22 protein-coding genes are annotated in these 19,504 nt (G+C 58.4%); 7 read left to right on the top strand and 15 right to left on the bottom strand.

Features of this window, described 5'->3' with window-relative positions; genetic code table 11:
* The first annotated feature begins 15 nt into the window (after window positions 1–15).
* Window positions 16–852, top strand: a complete 837-nt coding sequence (locus ACFPLB_RS16620; RefSeq protein ID WP_378231742.1) for an isocitrate lyase/PEP mutase family protein — start codon at window positions 16–18, stop codon at window positions 850–852.
* Between the two features lie 70 nt (window positions 853–922).
* Here the strand turns inward: ACFPLB_RS16620 and trbI are convergent, their stop codons facing one another.
* Genes trbI through trbB form a run of 11 tightly spaced genes read right to left on the bottom strand, consistent with a single transcriptional unit; the run spans window position 923 to window position 10,419 of the window.
* Window positions 923–2,227, bottom strand: a complete 1,305-nt coding sequence (gene trbI / locus ACFPLB_RS16625) for an IncP-type conjugal transfer protein TrbI (protein WP_378231744.1) — start codon at window positions 2,225–2,227, stop codon at window positions 923–925.
* Window positions 2,224–2,691, bottom strand: coding sequence for a conjugal transfer protein TrbH (gene trbH / locus ACFPLB_RS16630; RefSeq protein WP_035031576.1), 468 nt, complete (start codon window positions 2,689–2,691; stop codon window positions 2,224–2,226). Before trbH ends, trbI begins: the two co-directional genes overlap by 4 nt.
* 3 nt (window positions 2,692–2,694) lie before the next feature.
* Window positions 2,695–3,519, bottom strand: a complete 825-nt coding sequence (gene trbG, locus ACFPLB_RS16635; RefSeq protein ID WP_035031578.1) for a P-type conjugative transfer protein TrbG — start codon at window positions 3,517–3,519, stop codon at window positions 2,695–2,697.
* A gap of 19 nt (window positions 3,520–3,538) precedes the next feature.
* Window positions 3,539–4,201, bottom strand: a complete 663-nt coding sequence (locus ACFPLB_RS16640; protein ID WP_035031581.1) for a conjugal transfer protein TrbF — start codon at window positions 4,199–4,201, stop codon at window positions 3,539–3,541.
* A gap of 10 nt (window positions 4,202–4,211) precedes the next feature.
* Window positions 4,212–5,378, bottom strand: a complete 1,167-nt coding sequence (gene trbL, locus ACFPLB_RS16645; RefSeq protein ID WP_378231747.1) for a P-type conjugative transfer protein TrbL — start codon at window positions 5,376–5,378, stop codon at window positions 4,212–4,214.
* On the bottom strand, window positions 5,359–5,568 hold the full coding sequence (locus ACFPLB_RS16650) for a DUF2749 domain-containing protein (RefSeq protein WP_133036545.1): 210 nt from the start codon (window positions 5,566–5,568) through the stop codon (window positions 5,359–5,361). The genes trbL and ACFPLB_RS16650 overlap by 20 nt, the downstream gene beginning before the upstream one ends.
* Window positions 5,565–6,365 (bottom strand): P-type conjugative transfer protein TrbJ, encoded by an 801-nt coding sequence (gene trbJ / locus ACFPLB_RS16655; protein WP_133036546.1) that lies wholly within the window; start codon window positions 6,363–6,365, stop codon window positions 5,565–5,567. The genes ACFPLB_RS16650 and trbJ overlap by 4 nt, the downstream gene beginning before the upstream one ends.
* A complete protein-coding gene (locus ACFPLB_RS16660; protein WP_378231749.1) occupies window positions 6,337–8,787 on the bottom strand; it encodes a conjugal transfer protein TrbE in 2,451 nt (816 codons plus the stop codon). Before ACFPLB_RS16660 ends, trbJ begins: the two co-directional genes overlap by 29 nt.
* 7 nt (window positions 8,788–8,794) lie before the next feature.
* Window positions 8,795–9,094, bottom strand: a complete 300-nt coding sequence (locus ACFPLB_RS16665; RefSeq protein ID WP_378231752.1) for a conjugal transfer protein TrbD — start codon at window positions 9,092–9,094, stop codon at window positions 8,795–8,797.
* Window positions 9,087–9,461 carry a TrbC/VirB2 family protein gene (locus ACFPLB_RS16670; protein WP_378231754.1) on the bottom strand — a complete coding sequence of 125 codons (375 nt, stop codon included), beginning with the start codon at window positions 9,459–9,461 and terminating at the stop codon, window positions 9,087–9,089. The genes ACFPLB_RS16665 and ACFPLB_RS16670 overlap by 8 nt, the downstream gene beginning before the upstream one ends.
* Window positions 9,451–10,419: a P-type conjugative transfer ATPase TrbB gene (trbB, locus tag ACFPLB_RS16675; RefSeq protein ID WP_378231756.1), complete on the bottom strand. Its 969-nt coding sequence runs from the start codon at window positions 10,417–10,419 to the stop codon at window positions 9,451–9,453. The genes ACFPLB_RS16670 and trbB overlap by 11 nt, the downstream gene beginning before the upstream one ends.
* A gap of 470 nt (window positions 10,420–10,889) precedes the next feature.
* Between trbB and repA the strand changes: the two genes are divergently transcribed.
* The 5 genes from repA (at window position 10,890) to ACFPLB_RS16700 (ending at window position 15,545) form a co-directional block, all read left to right on the top strand.
* Complete coding sequence (gene repA / locus ACFPLB_RS16680; RefSeq protein WP_378231759.1) at window positions 10,890–12,104, top strand: plasmid partitioning protein RepA; 1,215 nt, start codon at window positions 10,890–10,892, stop codon at window positions 12,102–12,104.
* Window positions 12,101–13,132: a plasmid partitioning protein RepB gene (gene repB, locus ACFPLB_RS16685; RefSeq protein ID WP_378231761.1), complete on the top strand. Its 1,032-nt coding sequence runs from the start codon at window positions 12,101–12,103 to the stop codon at window positions 13,130–13,132. The genes repA and repB overlap by 4 nt, the downstream gene beginning before the upstream one ends.
* A 247-nt stretch (window positions 13,133–13,379) precedes the next feature.
* Window positions 13,380–14,669 (top strand): plasmid replication protein RepC, encoded by a 1,290-nt coding sequence (gene repC / locus ACFPLB_RS16690; RefSeq protein ID WP_378231764.1) that lies wholly within the window; start codon window positions 13,380–13,382, stop codon window positions 14,667–14,669.
* 316 nt (window positions 14,670–14,985) lie between these two features.
* Window positions 14,986–15,252 (top strand): type II toxin-antitoxin system ParD family antitoxin, encoded by a 267-nt coding sequence (locus tag ACFPLB_RS16695; protein ID WP_091523833.1) that lies wholly within the window; start codon window positions 14,986–14,988, stop codon window positions 15,250–15,252.
* Window positions 15,249–15,545: a type II toxin-antitoxin system RelE/ParE family toxin gene (locus tag ACFPLB_RS16700; protein WP_378231766.1), complete on the top strand. Its 297-nt coding sequence runs from the start codon at window positions 15,249–15,251 to the stop codon at window positions 15,543–15,545. Before ACFPLB_RS16695 ends, ACFPLB_RS16700 begins: the two co-directional genes overlap by 4 nt.
* A 99-nt stretch (window positions 15,546–15,644) precedes the next feature.
* Here ACFPLB_RS16700 and ACFPLB_RS16705 read toward each other — a convergent pair whose 3' ends face one another.
* Window positions 15,645–16,874 carry a diguanylate cyclase domain-containing protein gene (locus ACFPLB_RS16705; protein WP_378231767.1) on the bottom strand — a complete coding sequence of 410 codons (1,230 nt, stop codon included), beginning with the start codon at window positions 16,872–16,874 and terminating at the stop codon, window positions 15,645–15,647.
* Window positions 16,875–16,958: 84 nt separating this feature from the next.
* On the opposite strand from ACFPLB_RS16705, the gene ACFPLB_RS16710 reads away from it, so the two are divergent.
* Entirely contained in the window at window positions 16,959–17,666 is a 708-nt protein-coding gene (locus ACFPLB_RS16710; RefSeq protein ID WP_378231769.1) for a helix-turn-helix transcriptional regulator, read from the top strand.
* Window positions 17,667–17,801: 135 nt separating this feature from the next.
* Here ACFPLB_RS16710 and ACFPLB_RS16715 read toward each other — a convergent pair whose 3' ends face one another.
* From ACFPLB_RS16715 to ACFPLB_RS16725, 3 genes are read right to left on the bottom strand one after another with little or no spacing between them, the layout of a single operon-like run.
* Window positions 17,802–18,713 carry a recombinase family protein gene (locus ACFPLB_RS16715; protein ID WP_378231771.1) on the bottom strand — a complete coding sequence of 304 codons (912 nt, stop codon included), beginning with the start codon at window positions 18,711–18,713 and terminating at the stop codon, window positions 17,802–17,804.
* The gene (locus ACFPLB_RS16720) at window positions 18,710–19,111 is read right to left on the bottom strand and encodes a type II toxin-antitoxin system VapC family toxin (protein ID WP_378231773.1); all 402 of its coding nucleotides are present in this window, start codon (window positions 19,109–19,111) and stop codon (window positions 18,710–18,712) included. Before ACFPLB_RS16720 ends, ACFPLB_RS16715 begins: the two co-directional genes overlap by 4 nt.
* Window positions 19,108–19,362: an antitoxin gene (locus tag ACFPLB_RS16725; protein WP_378231776.1), complete on the bottom strand. Its 255-nt coding sequence runs from the start codon at window positions 19,360–19,362 to the stop codon at window positions 19,108–19,110. The genes ACFPLB_RS16720 and ACFPLB_RS16725 overlap by 4 nt, the downstream gene beginning before the upstream one ends.
* Window positions 19,363–19,504: the final 142 nt, after the last annotated feature.

Below are 19,504 nucleotides of genomic sequence, written 5' to 3' on the forward strand. Positions count from 1 at the left end.
AGATGAGGGATGAAAATGTTAAGCCAGCAAAGCAAATATGAACGCTTCAAAGCGCTGCATGAGCGGACCATTGTCATCCCCAATCCCTGGGACGCAGGCTCGGCCCGTCTATTGGCAAGCCTTGGGTTTGAAGCGCTTGCAACAACAAGTGCAGGCTATGCCTTCTCAAATGGCAAGCTGGATTCCTTTGCCAGTCTGGAGCGCAATGAAATTCTCGACAACGCAGCTGAAATTGTTGGGGCAACCACGTTGCCCGTATCGGCCGATCTTGGGAATGGTTTTGGAGATGCACCGGAAGTCTGCGCAGAAACCATCCGTCTTGCTGCCAAGATCGGGCTTGTTGGCGGCTCGATTGAGGATGCAACAGGTGATCCAACTGCACCGATATATGGACTGTCTCAGGCAGTCGAACGTGTTCAGGCAGCGGCTGAAGCTGCAAGAGATCTGCCTTTTCTGCTGACAGCAAGAGCCGAGAATTTCCTATGGGACAAGCCTGATCTGGATGACACGATTAAAAGGCTGCAAGCCTTTGCTGAAGCAGGTGCTGATGTGCTCTATGCTCCGGGATTGCCTGATCTGGAGGCAATCAGAACGGTCTGTGCTTCTGTAGACAAGCCCGTCAACGTCGTTATGGGGCTGAAAGGGTCTGCTTTTTCAGTCGGTGAATTGTCTGAAGCAGGCGTGCGTCGCACCAGCGTCGGTGGATCATTTGCCCGTGCAGCACTTGGAGCGCTGATGCGTGCCGCAGAAGAGGTCAAGGCAACCGGTACATTCACCTATGCTGAAGACGCTCTTCCTGGCAGTTACATAACAAAAGTCATGGCTTTGACGAAACAGGATGAAAGACAATGACAACGCTGGCTTAGCCCTGTCGGCTACCTTCGTCGAATTGAAACGCCAGGCTCATGTAAGCGCACAGGGCTCATCGCGCCGCGCCGGGAAACACGATGTCCTGGTCGACAAGCACGTTGAAGCGGTATCCGGGCCGGATTTCGAGCGTCGGCTGGACATTGAGGTTCCGCGACAGGGTCTGCTGCGACATCTGGCCGAAGGTTTCGGCAAATGAGCGCCTGGCGGCATCCTCGGCGCTGTTGGAGTTTCCGAACGCGTTGCGATCCTGCGGGATCATCATTTCCGTACCGGCACCGATCAAGGCAACTAGAACGGCGGATCCGAAGGTACGAAGATAGTGGTTGTCGACGCAATCCCTGAACCCGCCAAAGCCAGCGGCATCGGTTCCAGCCATACCGCCGAGCTGCAGCGTTGACCCGTTCGGGAAAATAATATCGGTCCAGATGACCAGCACTCGGTTCTGCCCAAAGGAGACATTGGAATCATATCGTCCGAACAGCTTTGTGCCCTGCGGGATGAGGAGATGTCGGCCGGTGGCGCTGTCATAGACGTTCTGACTGACCTGGGCTGTGATGCGACCGGGAAGATCGGAATTGATGCCGGTTATGAGCGTTGCCGGAATGACCGAGCCGCGCTTGAGCTCATAGGGCGACATCTGTGGCACGACCGGGTTTGGCAGATAGCCGAGTTCCGCGATGTCCTGATTGAAGAATCGCTCCTTTCCGGCCTGCCCGTTCGGGTCGCCGTTGGGACTGGTGAGGCCACCTTGCATCGCGGCCGCATAAAGGTCGAGTGCGCTTGCGGGCCGTCCGGGCTGGCCTGCCACAGAAGCTCCTCCAGCTGCTTCCGTTGTCGGTTCCCGATTGAGGTCATTGATGCTGACAGCAATCGGAGAATCGTAGGCAGCGTCATTCGCCTGTAGCCGCGCCATGCGCTGTCGGTGCTGTTCGCGCAGATATTGCTCGTGCTGTTCCCGCTCAAGCCGCGCGCGCCAGACCTCTTCGGGTTCGATCTTTGACGTGGCAGGTTGGGGGTCCGTTTGAGGTAGGTTCTCTGCTGCCGGGAAGGGATTGGCTGGGGTCTCCGCTGTTGCGGGCGGAAACGGCTGGAATTGCGGCTGGGCAGGCTCGCCGATGATGCCGTCGGGAACGCCACGGGTCAGCTGGTCGGCATAGGTCGATGCCGATTGCGATCCCGCGGCACCAGCACCGCCATCGTCGCGAAACCGCAGTCCTCGCGACGTCAGCCCATAGAAGATGACAGCAAGAAAAATCACCACCAGCGCGATTGCACCGATAATCGGCAGCCGGTTCAGCCGCCGGATCTTTGGGGCGGATGCGGTGTCAGTACCGCCAAGCTTCAACGACGGTGTCATGCTGTGCCTGCCGAGCCATGTTGCCGAATCGATAGTGGGCTGACCGGGGTGGCTCCTTCGGCACCGGGCTTGTACATTCGGGTAAGATCGAAGCGCAGCGTCGATAGCCTGACCAGAACGGCTCCCTCGAACTCGTCAACCGTATAGGCGAGGGCGAGGATATTGGTGTCGTCGGTCTTCTGGTCAGTGATGACGGCATAACCCCAGTCTTGCAACGACGCCTGCAGCGCCTGGCCGAATACGGAACCATCGGGTGTGAACCGGATCGTCGTGCCGCCGGGACCTGCCTGTTCGGCAAGCCTGCCCACCATGTCGCCGGCGATGCTGCTGGCGGCTTCCGGCGACAATTGCGCCGTCACCGTGCTTTGGATCAGCCCGGCTTGCCCCAGCGTCTGACAGGCGGAGAGTAGCCCGGCTAAAATGATCGCAGCGATGAGGCGGCCGGGCACGGAAAATCTGTGCATCCCCTACCCTCCCCGCCGGATGGTTATCTTTTGCTGCTGGCGGCCGACACCGGAAACGAGAATGGCGTGATCGATATGATAGTCGACCACCATCATAGAGCCGCTCATTCGATAGTTGACGATGCGGTTTTCACCACCGGACACGACGAATAACACCGGAGCATCCTGGCCGGAAAGCGACGATGGAAACTGGATATAGGTCTTTTGGCCGTCGCTATAGATCCGCGTTGGCCGCCAGCGCGCCGAGCCGCTCGTCCGAAACCCAAAGTTCAGCTGGTCGGCAGGCACGCCGGCGCCCGGAACGATGCTGGCTTCCATGCGTGCGCTGATCTCGGCAAAGCGGGCATTGACGTCTTCCGCGTATTCAAAGCCGACCCGGGCCATATACTGGCTTTGATGCGATTTGAGCTGGATGTGATAGGTGCGCCGCGAGGTGGTCACCACCATGGAGGTGACCAGCCCGGCTTCTGATGGTTTGACGATCAGATGCACCGCCTGGCCGCCGGGCGCGCCAGAAGTTGCCGGTTCGACCTTCCAGCGCACGGTGTCACCAAGCAGAACGTCGCGGACGATCTCGCCGGCTTGCAATTCGATATCGCAGACCTGCAGCGGAGAGCAGACGACCGAAGGCTGGACCTCGCCATAGAGGAAGATGACCTTGCCGTCATTGCCACGGGTTACAACCCCCTGCCCCGATTGCCACTGCCCGGAAAGGCCCGTTGCGCGCGCTTCGTTCGCGTTCAGCGCTTGCGCCTGAGCAGATGTCGGCATTGCCGACAGGAGGAGAGCCGCGCAGAAAACGACGCCCCTTGTCCTCGAAAAGTTCATGATACTCTCCTGCCGGCACTCACAGTTGCGCCGTCCACTCGAAATCTCTCAAATAAAGCCCGATCGGGTTGAAACGGATGACAGCTTCGTCCTGCGGTGGGGTCAGTGTCACGGTGGCGATGCCACGGTAACGACGCGTGCCAAGTTCCTTGCCCTGCCGGTCGCGCTGGAATTCCGTCCAGTCGACCTGGTAGCTCTGGTTTGAGAGGGGCACGATGTTGGTCACCTCGATGGCGACAGTCATGGTGACGGCGCGATCAAATGGCGAATTGCCCCGGAACCAGGCATTGATCTTCTCGGTGGCGGGGTCTGATGTGCGCAGCAGCGCATAGGTGCGGTCGATATATTGCTTCTGGACAACCGCATCAGGGGTGACCGAGCGGAAATTGCTCACGAAGGAGCCGAGTGTGGCGCGCACGACCCTTGCATCGGCGTATTCGATCTGCTGCGGGAACCCGGCGCTGGCGGCCGTTCCCAGCCGGTCGACCTCGACGATATAGGGGACGAGTTTGACCTGCGTACTTTGATAAAGCGCATAGGAGAAGCCGATCACCGCCATCAGCATGCCGGTGACGCCGACAATGCGCCAGGCACGCGCCGCCATCACATAAGAACCATAGCGCTCGTTCCATTCCTGGCGTGCGGCAAGGTAGGGATTTTCGGGTGGATTGCGCCCAGCCATATTTTGTCACTCACGCCTTATCGTCGCTGGAGGGTTTGCGCGTCGATCGGCCCTGGGACTGATCGAGCTTGGAATTGGCAAGACCGAGCGTGGACGCGCCCCATGTTCCCGGAACACCGATGGCCTTGTCACGCGCGGCGCCTGCCAGGGCGCCGCCTGCCGCACCGGCGCCCGATGCCATGCCTTTGAGCGCTGCCGCGCCAAATGAGGAACCCGCGGCGCGCGCATCGGAATAGGCTGCCGCCCCTGCCCTTGCGCCGCCGGCGGCAAGTGCTGCGCCGCCGACCGCGAAACTTGCAGCCTGACCGCCATGCCGGATCGTCTCCATGCCGCCGGTGACCGATACGCCCTGCACGACACCTTGAATGATGTTCGGTACGTAGATCGAGATGATAAAAACGACGACGGAAATGCCAGCAATGGCTAGTGTCGAAAGATATTCGTCCGAACCTGCCGGACCGCTCGCCAGATTGACCAGCACCTGTGATCCAATGCGGGCGATCATCACCAGCGCCATCAGCTTCATCCCGACACTGAAGGCATAGACCAGGTAGCGGACGGCAAAATCCTTGGTGAAGCTCGAGCCTCCGAGTCCGAGCATGATCATGCCAGCGAGCAGCCCGACATACATTTCCACCATTACCGAGATGAAGATCGCGGCGACGAGGCTGAAGCAGATAACCACGACGATCATGGCAAAGACTGCGGCAATGGCGAGCGCATTGTCCTCGAACAGACCGAACTGGACCTTGCTCGACATGGCGCTTGAGACCTGAAGGCCGGCATTGAAGACATTGGCCGGCGAGGCCGAGCCACCGCCGGCGCCGATCTGGAACAGGCTATCGACCATGGCTTTTGCAAAGGCCGGCCCCTGTTCAAGAATGAAGACGAAGAGGCCAATGAACATGATGCGGCGCACCAGTTCGGCAAACCATGTATCGAGCGATGCCGCCGCCAGCGCCAGCCAGACGGCGGCTATGCCGATCTCAATGCCGGCAAGGATCCAGAACAGCGAGCGGGCCGCCTGCAGGACGGTTGTCTCCCAGCCCTGGGCAGCACTTGCCACCTCATTTTCCAGATTGGTCAGCAGTGAGCCATCCTGCGCGAAGGCCGGCTCGATCAGGATCGATAGCCCAAGCAGGGTGACGAGCGCCGCCCTAATTGCTGGCGGCGTCATTGCCCTGCTCCTCTCGTGCGTCCCAGCGCGGCCGCATTTCCTGGCCACCGGTCATGTCGAATTGTTGCACCGGTACGGCCGCTGGTGCAGTTGAGGCTGGACTGCGGGCATTGTCAGGACGAATCCAGACCAGGACGACAATGCCGATCACGACGATGACGGCTGCAATGATGAGGAAAAACCTGTTCACCAGCGCGGCTCCATCATCTGACCGCCCGAGCTTGACGGTGCAGTTGACCTGAAAAATTCCTCACGCCTTGTCTGGGCTAGGTCCTTCGCCGCCTGCTCGGACTGATACCAGGTGGCCATCATCGTCATTTGCTGCGACACCAGCCCGCGCAACTTCTGGGACTGCGCTACCTGCTGGGCGGCAATCTGATGCCCGGCCTGAAGGGCCTGCATCTGGCCAACCGCGCTTTCCGACATGGAGCGTAACTGCGCCATGGTCGCTTCCTCGCTCCCGAATTGTTCCGCAGTGAAGCCGGCGGCACGCAATGTCGATGCGATGGTGTCGCGATTGGTGTCGGACCAGTCTTGATAGCTCGAGGAAAAGCTCTCGCCATTGGCAAGGCCAGTCTTGAACTCGGCAAAGCTCTGGAACCGCTGCTTTAACACATCGTCGATATTGCCCATCGAGAATGCGATCCCCTGCCCCTGATTGACGAGACCCTGAAGGCGGGCAAGATCGTTTTCGACCTGGCCCCAGATATGGCTGGGAAGCTGCAACGTGTTTTGCAGCATGTTCTCGTAGATTCGGATTTGGTTCTGGATCTGTTCGGCCAGGTGAGCGATCTGCTGCACCTGGTTCTGGATTTGCTCGGCGGATTGACCGACCAGCCCCACCAGCTCGGTATTGTTGAGCAATTGTGTCCATTCGGTCGCTTGCCCGGTGACAGCACCGGCATATGCGGGCGCAGACGGGACCATGCTGGCGGTAGCGAACACAGCAACGGCGATCCTAACGGTATGCGAGAATGGTTTCGGCATTGCCGATCCCCCTTTCCATAAGCCAGACCTTTGGCCAGTTCGCGCCATGGTCGTTTGCAAGCTGCTGGATGCGTTTGAGATCTTCCTTGCCGGCCGCGCCAACGAAGGACAGCGCGACCGGCCCGAGCGCCATGTCGAACAGACGCCTTCCTTCAGGCGATGCGACGTAATATTCGCGCTTGGGTGTGGCCGTTGCCACGATCTCGATCTGACGTTCGTTGAAACCGATGCGCTCGTAGAATTCGCGCGTACCGGGTTCGCGTGCCGCGCCATTCGGGAGGCAGATCTTGGTTGGGCAGCTTTCCTTCAGCACATCGATGATACCGGAGCGTTCGGCGTCCGAAATCGACTGCGTGGCGAGCAGCACCGCGCAATTGGCCTTGCGCAGCACTTTGAGCCATTCGCGGATTTTGTCCCTGAATGTCGGATGGCCGAGCATCAGCCAGGCCTCGTCGAGAATGATAAGGCTCGGGTTCCCGGTCAGGCGCTTTTCGATACGACGGAAGAGATAGAGCAGGACAGGTACGAGATTGCGCTCGCCCATATTCATCAGCTCTTCGACTTCGAAGCACTGGAAGGTGCCGAGCGTCAGGCCATCCTGTTCAGCGTCGAGCAACTGGCCCATCGGTCCGTCGACCGTGTAATGGTGGAGCGCATCCTTGATCTCTCGTAGCTGCACGCCGCTGACGAAATCCGACAGCGAGCGTCCTGGCGCGGAGGCCATAAGCCTGATTTGGCGCGAGATCGCGTTCCGGTGATCGGGCGTGATCGTCACCCCTTGCATGGTCACCAGCGTTTCGACCCATTCGACGGCCCAGGCGCGGTCACCATCGGTGCCGAGTTCGGCCAGCGGGCAGAAGGCGAGCATGGCATCCCCCTCCCCTGCGCCGATTTCGTAATGATCACCGCCGGCCGCCAATGTAAGCGGGAGAAGCGAGTTCCCTTTGTCGAAAGCAAAGATTTGCGCATCGCGGTAGCGCCGGAATTGTGCAGCGATCAAGGCCAACAGAGTCGATTTGCCGGATCCGGTCGGGCCGAATACCAAAGTGTGGCCGACATCGTCGACGTGAAGGTTCAGTCGAAACGGTGTGGAGCCACTGGCGACCTGCATCAGCGGTGACGAGGCGGGGGGATAAAACGGACAAGGTGCGGTCGCGCTCCCCGACCATACCGAATTGACCGGGATGAGGTCGGCGAGATTGCGCGTGTTGATCAACGGTTCGCGGATGTTGGCGTACCAGTTGCCCGGCAGCGAACCGAGATACGCTTCGGTGGCGTTGAGCGTCTCGATGCGGGCGCCAAAGCCTTCCGCCTGGATCAGCCGGCGCACCGCCTCGGCCTGTTCACGCAGGCGATTATCATCACGATCGAACATGACAATGACGGGGGTGTAATAGCCATAGGCAACCAGTTGCGACGACGCCTCGGCGATGGCGTCCTCAGCTTCGGCGACCATCAGCATGGCATCCTGGTCGACCGACCGGCTTTGCGTCTGGAACAGCTGGTCGAAGAAGGGCCGAACCTTCTGCTGCCACTTCTTGCGGGTGCGTTCGAGCTTCTGTCGCGCTTCCTGCTCATCGAGGAAGACAAAGCGGCTCGACCAGCGATAGGTCAGCGGCATCAGATCAAGATGGTTCAGAATACCCGGCCAGCTTTCTGCCGGAAAGCCGTCGATGGCAACGACTGCGAGATAATGGCCATCGACCATCGGTGACAGCCCATGATGGAACTCGGCCGTCGCCAGCCAGTCGAGATACATCGGGATTTCCGGCAGGCGGACTGGATGGTTCTCGCCGACGATGCAAAAGCGAATGAACTGGAAGAGTTCGTCGTAGCGCGCCTCGCGTCCGGTTCCGGGATCAATGACGGTCCGCGTGACCATGCGGCGGATTGAAAGAACGTTTGCGAGATATTGCTCGACCTCGCGGATCGATGTCCGAAAACTGTCGAGCACAGTATCGGCATAGGTCTCGGAACGGCTTTCGGCATCAGAATAGACATAGCGAGTCATGGCTGACCTGCGCCGCTCAGGCGGGCGATAGGTGAGGATCAGCGCATGCTGGCTCTCATAATGGCCGCGCTCCGCCTCAAAATGGGCGCGCCGCTCATTATCGATAGCTGCCGTCACTGCGTCAGGGAAATAGCTCTCTTCGCGTGACGGGTAGGAAACGGCCGGCACGCGCACGGCCTCAACCTGGATCATCCAGCCGGAACCAAGCCGCGACAGGACCGCGTTGATCTGGCGCGAAACCTCGTTACGCTCTTGATTGGTTGAGCTTTCCGAATCCGGACCGGCGAAATACCAGCCGGCCATCAAGCTCCCGTCCTTGAGCAGGATCACGCCATTATCGACCAATCCGGCGTAAGGGACGAGATCGGAAAAGGATGGATTTGTATTGCGGAACTGACGAAGGGCGACCATCAGCGTCTCAGTATCTGCGCCAGGGCGATGAGGTAGGCCGGTAGGCCTGTCGATATCGGATATGGCGCAGATAGACCTGCCGCATCATCGGATCGGCCTTGGCCATCATTCGCAATGCGCCAACGACACCAATCCAGATTGCGATGCCGAGCAGCGCAGAGAACCAGGTCAGGACCACAAAGATCAGGATGACCGTCGCCAGCCCCGTCAGCAAAACCAGTTCACGATCAGCGCCCATCAAATGGTTCGGGCGCGACAGCGCCCGATGAATGCGGGATCGTGCGAGCAGAGCAACTGACTCAACCATCACCGCCCTCCCCTGCCCCGGTAGATTGGAGAGCTTCGGCTGTGCCGATCGATGCGCCGGAAGCGGCAAACAGACCAACAATCTGTGTCGCCCCCAGCAAGATGCCAGCAACCAGCACGACATACATCAGCCGTCTGGCAAAATCGTTCAGCTCACCGCCGAAGATTAGCATGCCGCCGGCGACGGCAACTGCAGCAAGGGCAATAAAGCCCGCCACCGGCCCGGTGATCGATTGCTGGATCTGTTGCAGTGGCCCTTCCCATGGCAGGCCGCCACCGCCGGAAGCCAGTGCTGGCTCGATGAACAAGGACAAGAGAAAAACGGTCAAGCTCGCCGTCAGAAAGGCGACGGTCCTGTTATGCAGCATCAACTTGCCCCTCTTCCGGATAGGTTTCGATCTGGTAGTTGCCGTCGCGCCAGGCCTCGACATGGATGACTTCACGCACCCTCCGTCCGGTTGGTGTTCGCTCGATCGAGACGACGAGATCGACGGCCTCGCCGATCACGTCGTGCATCGGCTGCTGGCTGGCTTCGGCTGTGAGTTGTTCCAGCCGTCGCAGGGCCGATAATGCATTATTGGCGTGGATGGTGGTGATGCCGCCCGGATGACCGGTATTCCATGCCTTGAGCATGGTGAGCGCCGCACCATCGCGGACCTCGCCGACGATGATACGATCAGGTCGTAACCGCATGGTGCTCTTCAGCAGCCGGGCCATATCGACCGTATCGGTGGTATGAAGCTGAACCGCGTTCTCGGCTGCGCACTGGATTTCAGCCGTATCTTCCAGGATCACCAGCCGGTGTTGCGGCGCTGTCCGTACCATCTCGGCAATGACGGCATTGGCGAGCGTGGTCTTGCCCGAGCCTGTGCCGCCGGAAATGACGATGTTGAGGCGGGCATCGATGGCATTACGGATGAGTACCGCCTGTTCGCCCGTCATGATGGCGCTACGGATATAATCTTCGAGTGGAATCAGCCGCGACGCCCGTTTGCGTATGGTGAAGCTTGGACCTGCCACGACTGGCGGCAACAGCCCCTCGAAGCGGTGACCGCCGATCGGTAGCTCGCCGGAAATGATGGGCTGATCTTCATCGGCTTCCGTCTGAAGTGCATGCGCGACGCTGCCGATGATGATTTCGGCGGCCCCTGGCTGCAGGGCGCCCATGCTGTCGATCCCCTGCCCCAGCCGCTCGACGAACAGCCTCCCATCCGGGTTGAGCATGATCTCAACAACCGAGGCGTCTTCAAGCGCTGAACAGATGGTCTCGCCAAGTGCATCCTGCAGCTTGCGCACCAGACGGAGGTGGGAGCGCGAGGCGTTCATAGACGCTTGCTCTCGTAACGCAGAGCCGTCGGCATATGCCCGGACGTGGAATGAGTAAGTTGATGCTGCCGCATGTGGAACCGCTGCCCCTTGTGATGGGGCTACATCAACATCAGATCGGCAGATGCGTCAGCCCGGCATAAATGCCGGGTCACTGCCACAGTGAGTCGCGATGATTCCTTGCCGCACGATTGGCAGAGGTGAGAAATCAGCCTGTACAGAGGATCTGTTGCCCCCGGCATTTATGCGGGGTCCCGGCAGGATCTAGAACCTGATGAAAGTGGGAAGCAAGTAGTTGAAAACAAAATAGAAAATGGTGGCAACGCTAATCAACGCGTCGTCCGGTCGAGCGCGCGTTAACTTCTCGTTAACCTTAAAGCGCTGGACGAAGCGAGGAAACTATGCCCTAAGTTTGTCGGGAGAAGGCCGCTAAAACGCCTACATGCCGCCAAGCAAGAATCGGGACGACAATGCAAACTACACTGGTCAGCGCTCAAACTTTCGAGGACCCCGCAGACAAGATAGTGCGGCATGCGGCTTTGCTATCGGATCACTTGCAGGCTCGGCGTGAGCAGATGTATCCGCCAAACGCGGAGAAGTCTCTACGTTATTTTATGACCCATGAGGTCTCTAAGCTCACTTCGATTCCTGAGTCGACACTTAAGCTGATGTCGAACGAGGGTAAAGGGCCGGCTCCCGCACGGCTTGAGAATAACCATCGCGCCTACACGCTTGCTCAGATCAACGATCTAAGGCGCTTGTTTGCCGAGCAAAGGCCCGCAGAGGCGCTGCGGTTTCTGCCCCATCGCCGTGAAGGCGAGCACCTCCAAATACTCGCAATTGCAAACTTCAAAGGCGGGAGCGCGAAGACAACGACTAGCGCACACCTTGCGCACTATCTGGCACTACATGGATATCGGGTGCTTGCAGTGGACCTTGACCCGCAGGCGTCATTGTCGGCCATGTTCGGGTCTCAGCCGGAAATGGACGTTCACCAGAACGAGACAATCTATGCCGCGCTTCGGTATGACGAAGATAGAAGGCCCATCAAGGAAATTATTCGCCCAACCTACTTTACTGGTATTGATCTCATCCCGGGCAACATTGAGGTGATGGAGTACGAGCATGAGACTCCTCGCTTGTTGGCGGAACGGAGATCTGGAACCCAAGAGATTTTCTTCGAGCGTCTCCGGCGTGTGATTGCCGAAGTCGAAGATGAATATGATATCGTGATCCTCGACACCCCACCGTCTCTGGGCTTCTTGACTCTTGGTGCGATCTACGCGGCGACGGGCCTGCTAGTTACTGTGCACCCAGCCATGCTGGACGTAATGTCAATGAACCAGTTCCTACTGATGATGGGTGACCTCATCTCAGTAATCCGAGATGCAGGCGCTATCTTGCATCACGACTTTTTGCACTACGTTGTGACGCGTCATGATCCGAACGACCAGTCGCAGGTGCATGTCGTTTCAATGTTACGTCATCTCTTTGGCGAGGACGTCTTGGTCCCTACGGCTATAGAGAGCGCAGCAATCGAAACGGCGGGGCTCGCAAAGCGCACATTGTATGAACTTGAATCGGGGAACATTGCAGCGGCCACGGTCAAACGTGCTCGGGAGTCCATTGACGCGGTGAACGAGCAGATTGTTTCTCTTATTACTGCGAGTTGGGGGCGATCGTGAGCAGACGAGGCGGCAAGTCGATCCTAGCTAATTTCGGATCTTTTGCGGATGCGAAAGATCAGGACGATCGGCAGAATACGGATACCTCGAAACAGCAGATGTCTGGGCCGACCAGATCTCCGGGCCGCGTGGGTGCTGGTGTCATTGGGGCGACGCAGAGATCTCTAAGCGACCTCATTGAACAGAGAGATCGCTTACAGGCCATCGTTGAAGGTGGAGGGAATGTTGAACTCTCACCTAATGTAATCGAGCCATCACCGTTCCCAGATCGCCTAGCGGACGACACAGAGAAGCAATTCGATGAGTTTAAGCGCTCCTTTGAGGAGGCCGGTCAGAAGGTTCCGATCCAAGTTCGTCGGCATCCTGAGAGGGACGGGGTCTACCAGGTTGTCTATGGACATCGACGCTGGCGCGCGGCGAAAGAGCTGGGGGTCACGCTCAAGGCGGTTGTGGTCGAACTCGATGATTCGGAGCTGGTCGTTGCGCAGGGGATCGAGAACGGTCAGCGTCAGGATCTCACTTGGATCGAGCGAGCGCTTTTTGTCGCAACAATGGACGACGCGGGCATTAGAACAAAGGATATTCGCGCTGCGTTGTCTATTGACGATGCGGAACTAGCGAAGATGCGTAGCGTATGCAGAGCAATCCCAAGGGATATCATTCGATCCATCGGCCGGGCTCCTGGTGTTGGGCGGCCACGCTGGCTTGAACTGGCAGCTGCGGTCGCCGCGCAGGGGGCGGAGGGAAAGCTGCGTGAAACCTTGTCAGCTGACAAGGTTATGGCGCTGGCGTCTGACGCGCGGTTTCGAACGATACTTGCCTCTCTGAAGGAGCCCTTACCGGAAACAAAAACTCTAACAAAACTATATGGACCGAGCGGCAGGGAGCTCGGCACAATTGCGGTCACAAACGGGGTAGTTAGGATCGCTCTGCCAACCGAAAGCAGTGCCGATTTCGTTGAGTTTTTGGTGCGCGAGTTGCCGTCCCTCGTTGATCAATTCGATTCTATGAAAAGTGACGGCAACTAGAAAGACCTTGTCAGCTGACAGGGATGATGGCGAAGGCAGTGAAGCCTGCATTTAGAATGCTATAACGTAGGAAAGGGTCGCAAGACAAAGAGCAAAAGAAAAAGGCCCCCGAAATGTCATCCGGAAGCCCTTCTCTGCGTGTGGTAGCCAGAGAATCGCACTTCCCGGAATCGCAGTCAAGGCCTAACGGCGACTGAATGTCAGTTCGGCGCGCAGATTTCTTTTGCCTAGCGATAGGTGAAGGACAATGCAGACGCATATCTCAACGACGCCCTTTGGGCGGCGAACGATGACGCTTGGCCAGATTGCCAGCCAGGCAAGAGCAAAGGCGATGCCGAAAGAGGCTGCCGCCAACAAATGGTGGGTGTTCGAGGATATCCGTAAAGCCCGTGAACTGCTTGGCGCGACAGATCGCTCACTGGCGATCCTCAATGCCTTGCTTTCGTTTCATAGAGAAACAGAACTCTCGGCCGAGGGTGAGCTTATCGTCTGGCCATCCAACGAGCAGCTTATCAACCGTGCCAACGGAATTTCGCCGGCGACGCTCCGGCGGCATCTATCCGTTCTGGTCGAATGTGGATTGATCATCCGGAGAGACAGCCCGAACGGCAAGCGCTTCGCGCGCCGGAGCAGGGCAGGGGAGATCGAGCAGGCCTATGGCTTTGACCTGTCGCCGATCGTCGCCCGTGCAGCGGAGTTCAGGGATCTGGCAGAAGCGGTGCAAGCCGAGAAGAAGGCCTCCCGCGTCGCCCGGGAACGCCTGACGCTGCTACGGCGCGATATCGTCAAGATGATCGATGCCGGGATCGAGGAAGGAGTACCGGGGAACTGGGGCAGGGTGCTTCAGACCTATCAGGGCGTCATCTCCAGGCTCCCCCGAACGGCGTCGAGGCAACTCATCGAAGACATCTGCGCCGAGCTTCACGATCTGCATACGGAAATCCGCGACGTATTGGAATCCTTCACGAAAACACAGAATCTGAACGCCAATGAGTCTCAATCTGAACGCCACATACAGAATTCAAACCCAGAATCCATATCTGAATCTGAAGATGGCTTTCGAGAAAAAAAAGAAGCGAGCGGCCGCGCTGCGGAAACCGACAACGTACGGAGCCTGCCGAAACGGGATCTGCCATTGAGCATCGTGCTGGACGCTTGCCCGAACATGCGGGATGCGGCTCAGTCGGGTGAAATCCGCCACTGGCGAGATTTTCTGGCGGTAGCGGAACTGGTCCGAACGATGCTTGGCATCAGTCCGAGCGCCTGGGCCGAGGCCCGCGAGGTCATGGGCGAGGTTCAGGCGGCAATTGCGCTGGCGGCGATCTATCAGCGGGCGGACCAGATCAACAGCGCCGGCGGGTATCTGCGCAGCCTGACCGACAAGGCGCGCGACGGGAAATTCTCGACCTGGCCGATGGTGATGGCTCTGCTGCGGGCACGGCTGGACGAAGGGAAGCAGCGCCAAACGCCGGAACCCGGGCCACGACTTGAGGTGTCGGATTCGCTTCTGAACAGCCTGCGAAAGCGGAAGCTATGAGCAGGATGGCACTGTCAGCTGACCAAGTTCCCCGACAGAATTGGATGGAAATGGGTGAATTAATAGACGGGCGCTGGATGTTTCAACGCTTTATATGATCGCACACGAGGTTGGGTCGCGCCGATCAAGCCATCCATTGACGACAGATCGCGACCGCGACGCTTTTCGACAGCCATCAAATCTCCCCAAGCTAGCTCGGTTCACGAGAGTCCAGCCCGAAGGGTGACGCTCAAATGTTCATCATCCGTGCAATTAGGGCTTGATAACAGTTATTAAAAGCCTCATTTTCAGACGGAATCAGGAGCGAGGTGACGTCATGATCAGTGCCGATCTGGGCAAACAACTGGAAAGCTACGTCAAGCAGCTTGTCGATACGGGCCGTTATGGCTCAAAGAGCGAAGTTCTGCGAGAAGGCGTCAGGCTGATTCAGGATCGAGAGACACGTCTTGCTGCCCTGGACGCTTCGATCATGCGTGGTGTTGCCGATGCTGAAGCTGGCCGAACCGCGCCGGCCGGGAAGGTGTTCGATCGACTTGAGGCCAAGTACAAGGCTATGGCTCAAGAGGCAGAACGCTCCGCATGATCGTGGAACTCACGGATGAGGCGGAAGGCGACCTGGAACGGATCGCCGACTACATTGCGCGGGACAATCCCCGGCGGGCCCTAACCTTCATTCAGGAGCTTCGGACCAGCTGCCTGGAGCTGGCAGACACGCCGGAGGGCTTCGCGTTGGTGCCTCGCTATGAACGCCACGGCATTCGCCGCAGGGTTCATGGCAGTTTTCTGATTTTCTACCGCGTCCAGGGAGAGCGGATCATTGTGATCCACGTCCTTCACGGCGCGACCGACTACGCGGAAATCCTTTTCGCGAGCTAGTCGGTCGGTAGCCGACGTGATCGCGGCGCGGAAACTGGCGCAGTGTCTCAAACTGGTGTGACGCCGACTACCGGTCATCACAAATGGCCGGTGAAAATACTATTCCTCAATCACCACGCTGCCGTTCCTGTGCTTTTTTGCACGATACATGGCGCCGTCGGCGGCCCGCAGAAGCGCTTCGAAATCCGTGCCGTTTCGGGGAAAGAGTGCGACGCCGATGGAAGCGGAGCAGGAAACTTGCCGGCCTTCGAGATCGAAGGGCTGTCGAAGCAGATTCGAAGTGCGAGAGAATATACCATCCGCATCAATCGACCGGAGAGGATCATCGACACAAATAATGAACTCATCGCCACCGATACGACCGCAGATATCGGAGTCCCGTATGCCGGCGCGGAGCCGTTCGGCGATTTTGCGCAGAAGTTCATCACCCACAATATGGCCGTAGGTATCGTTCACGCGCTTGAAGTCGTCGAGATCGATGAACGCCAGCGCCAGCCTTCCTTCAAGGCCTCTTTGAGAAAGCCGGTTTTCAACCAGCGTCTTGGTGAAGCTGCGATTGGGCAGACCAGTCAGATCGTCGTGGTTTGCCTTGAAATGGAGCTCATCTTCACGCGCCTGAAGGTACTCGACACGCTGTTCCAACTCTGCTTGCTTGCGAGCACTCTCATGCAGCATTTCCGTCATGCGCGCACAGCCGAGCAGGGTTGTAACCGCCGGCAATTGATCGGTTTCGATGCGGATCGGCTTCCCGCCGGTGGCGTCCGCGAGCAGAAGCAGAAAGCGATGTTTCCCGTGCTCGATCGGCAGATAGGCGATCGCCGCATTGCCATGTCCCGGCGTCAGGCTTCCATATATGCTTGAAACGGCCTCGTGTTCGATCATTTCCGGCCCACATGCAGGCCCGAACAGCGTGGCTGCCGGGACCTCGATGTTCCACGTCTGGCCAATCATGGATCGATCGGTTGAAACCACGCAAATGGCGTCCCCGCGATCGTCGAACCGAAGCAAGGTCGTCCAGCGGCCAGCCCAATCCACAAGAACGTGGCTGATGGCGATTTCATAGGCCGATGACGGGTCACGGCATTCCAGCACTGCTGAAACCTGTTGCGCCAGACCATCCCGACACGTTGCGTCATCAGGGAGATCGATGCTGTTCAAGCCACAGTGCGCGAGTTGCGAATATCCTGATTGCTTCATGATGACGCTGCAAAACTCATGACTCGTACAAGTCGACGAGAAAGAGATTTCCGACGACATGCGCCCCAGATGCACCCGGGCGTAAATGTGAGCCGATATTATTTTGATCTGCCGGATCGCGCGCCTCGTCATCTGAACAGTTTTCAATCTGTGCAAGTTGATGTAAAATAGTGATAGGGAAGAATTGAATAAAGTTAAAAATTTACGGAGAGTGTGGTGGAGCGTCTCGCCGAGCCCGTCATGTCAATCTGTTCGGCGAACTCGGCCGCGGAACTGCAGCAGGCTTTGCAACTGGGTGTCGAGCGCTTCGGGTTCCAGAGCTACAATCTCTCGTTCCGAAAGAAAGATCGCCGCGAGTTCATGTCTCAGCCGACTGTCACGAACTGGAGCAGCGAGGATCTGGCGCGCTACGCTGACGAAGGATGGGTAGATAATGATCCCCTGCTTGAACTGGCTGTACGGCCCACCGGGCCAATGGCTTGGACTCCTGCGCAATGGAGTTCCTCCGTCGAGCACGCAGCTTACGGACAGTACATCGCCAGCACGGGGATTGTGAGTGGCGCGACGGCGTCGCTGGATCAGCGCGCAGATACGCTGAGTGCGATAACCGCCCTGTCCTTCATTGCCGCCCCCAGAAGCCAAAGCGATGGATACGCTATCCAAATACTTGGACAGATCGCGGTCACCCGGGCGGCGGTGTTGGGAATTCCGGGAGCTGACATTGCCGGCTTCCAGCATTTGGGCAGGCTTTCGTCGCGGCAGATGGAAATCCTGCAATGGGTAGCGCATGGAAAATCCAACGCGGATATAGCGGTCATTGTTGGCGGTTCGAAGCGGACCGTCGATTATCATGTTGCGGAAATTCTCAGAAAGCTCGAAGTTGCCAGCAAGGCGCAGGCTGCTGCGATCTACTCCAGCCGCTGAGGCGGCGATCGAGACCATCCGCAAGATGATTGCCAGACTTCGGGCTGCTATCGGGTAAGCACCGACAGTTTTTGCCGACGCCTTATAGGGTTCTTCCTGACAAAGGTAGGACCCCGAGCCTGATCTAGCCACAGATTACACTGACTTGCCTGGCAAAAGCCCGGATCGTTTGGCGCGATCGAGCAGGTTCTTCACCGAAGACGGTGACCATTTTGCCCCGCCGCGCGGTGTGCGCTCATGCAGTCGCTCAAGCTGGCTGGCGATTTCGCGCAAGGTCAGGCCGGGATTGGATGAATGGATGCCGGCAACCAGCGTCATCAGCCTGTCTTCCGGCAGGCGAGGTGGCGACTTGCGGAGCAGGGCTGCATCAGCCATGCCCTCGGCCACCATCCATTTGACCGCGCGACGAAGGCGCTCCGGTGTCCAGTCGAGACCGCGTTGCTTCAGAATACGAGCAATATCATCCCAGGTGTGATCGGGCCGCAGACGCCTCACGGTCGGAAGCCACTGGTTTGCTGTCGCCTGGATGCGTATTCCGTAGGCCGCCTTTTGCGCGGCCCTCATTTTAGCCAGCGCTTCCGGCCGGCGCTCGCGAATGCCGGGATTGCCTGGCAAGCGCCCCTTGGCCTTGGCAGCCTTTATCCCGGCCTTGGTGCGTTCGGAGATCAATGAACGCTCCAGCTGCGCCACGGCGCCGAGCACCTGCAGCGAAAACATGCCCTGTGGTGTTGTGGTGTCAATCGGATCGCGCAGCGACCGGAAATGCACGTCTTTTTCAGTCAGGCCCTCGATGACCTCAAGAAGATGGCTGACGGAGCGCGCCAGGCGATCGATCCGGACGACAACAAGGGTATCGCCAGTGCTGATGTCGCGCAGAAGCTTCGACAGGGCAGGGCGAGCGCGCGATGCGCCGGACCCATGTTCCTGGATGATTGTCTCGCAGCCGGCCGCATGCAGCTCCATTTCCTGCGCTTCGGTCGCCTGCTCGTCCGTGGACACGCGGGCATAGCCGATAAGCCGGCCTGTATTGGTAGAATTGCGCTTCACTCCAGCCAGTTCTCTACCTTCAACGTGTCGATACGGCTGAATTCACCAACATTGGCGGTGACAAGGGTCGTGCCAAGCACGCTGGCATGCGCTGCAATCAACAGATCGTTGTGACCGATAGGTTGCCCCCTTCTTTCGAGATTGGTCCGGATAGCGCCATATTCCACGTCGGCCGGCGCTTCGAGCGGAAGCACGGGAATGAGCGCCAGCACGTCTTCCACCCGCTGTTGAAGCTTGGAGGAACCCTTTTTCGCGCACCCGTATCGCAGTTCGGATGCAACGATGATGCTGGTGCAGACATTCTCGTCACCGGCCGCCAGCAACCGTTGTCTGGCCTGACCAGCCGGGTTACGAACGAGGTCGCTGATAATGTTTGTATCGAGCAGGTAGCGCGTCAAAAAATGTCCTCCGGCGCAACTGGTTTGTCCTCGATCTCCGGGAATTCCTCCTCGAGAGGGTCCCATTTGGCGAGAAGATCGAGCAGCCCACTGCTTGTGCGAACCGGCTCGATGATGAGCTTGTCTCCCTCGCGACTGATCAGCACCCGCTCGCCCGGGAGTTCGAACTCGACCGGGATCCGGACAGCCTGGCTCCGGTTGTTACGGAACAGGCGCACTTCCTTGGTTGTTGGCTGGTGAGGCTGGGCCATTGTCAAATGCTCCTTCGTGTGTATATGTATGTATATGCCAAATTCATACTTGGTGCAACGTATTTCGGTGCTATCCGTGGTTCCCCTATTGAGGCCAGCTTTGTCCCGCCAGTGCAGTCCACTGTGACAAATAACATCTGAG

Origin of the sequence: Aquamicrobium segne, from assembly GCF_042656785.1 — a bacterium.
Classification (GTDB): domain Bacteria; phylum Pseudomonadota; class Alphaproteobacteria; order Rhizobiales; family Rhizobiaceae; genus Mesorhizobium; species Mesorhizobium segne.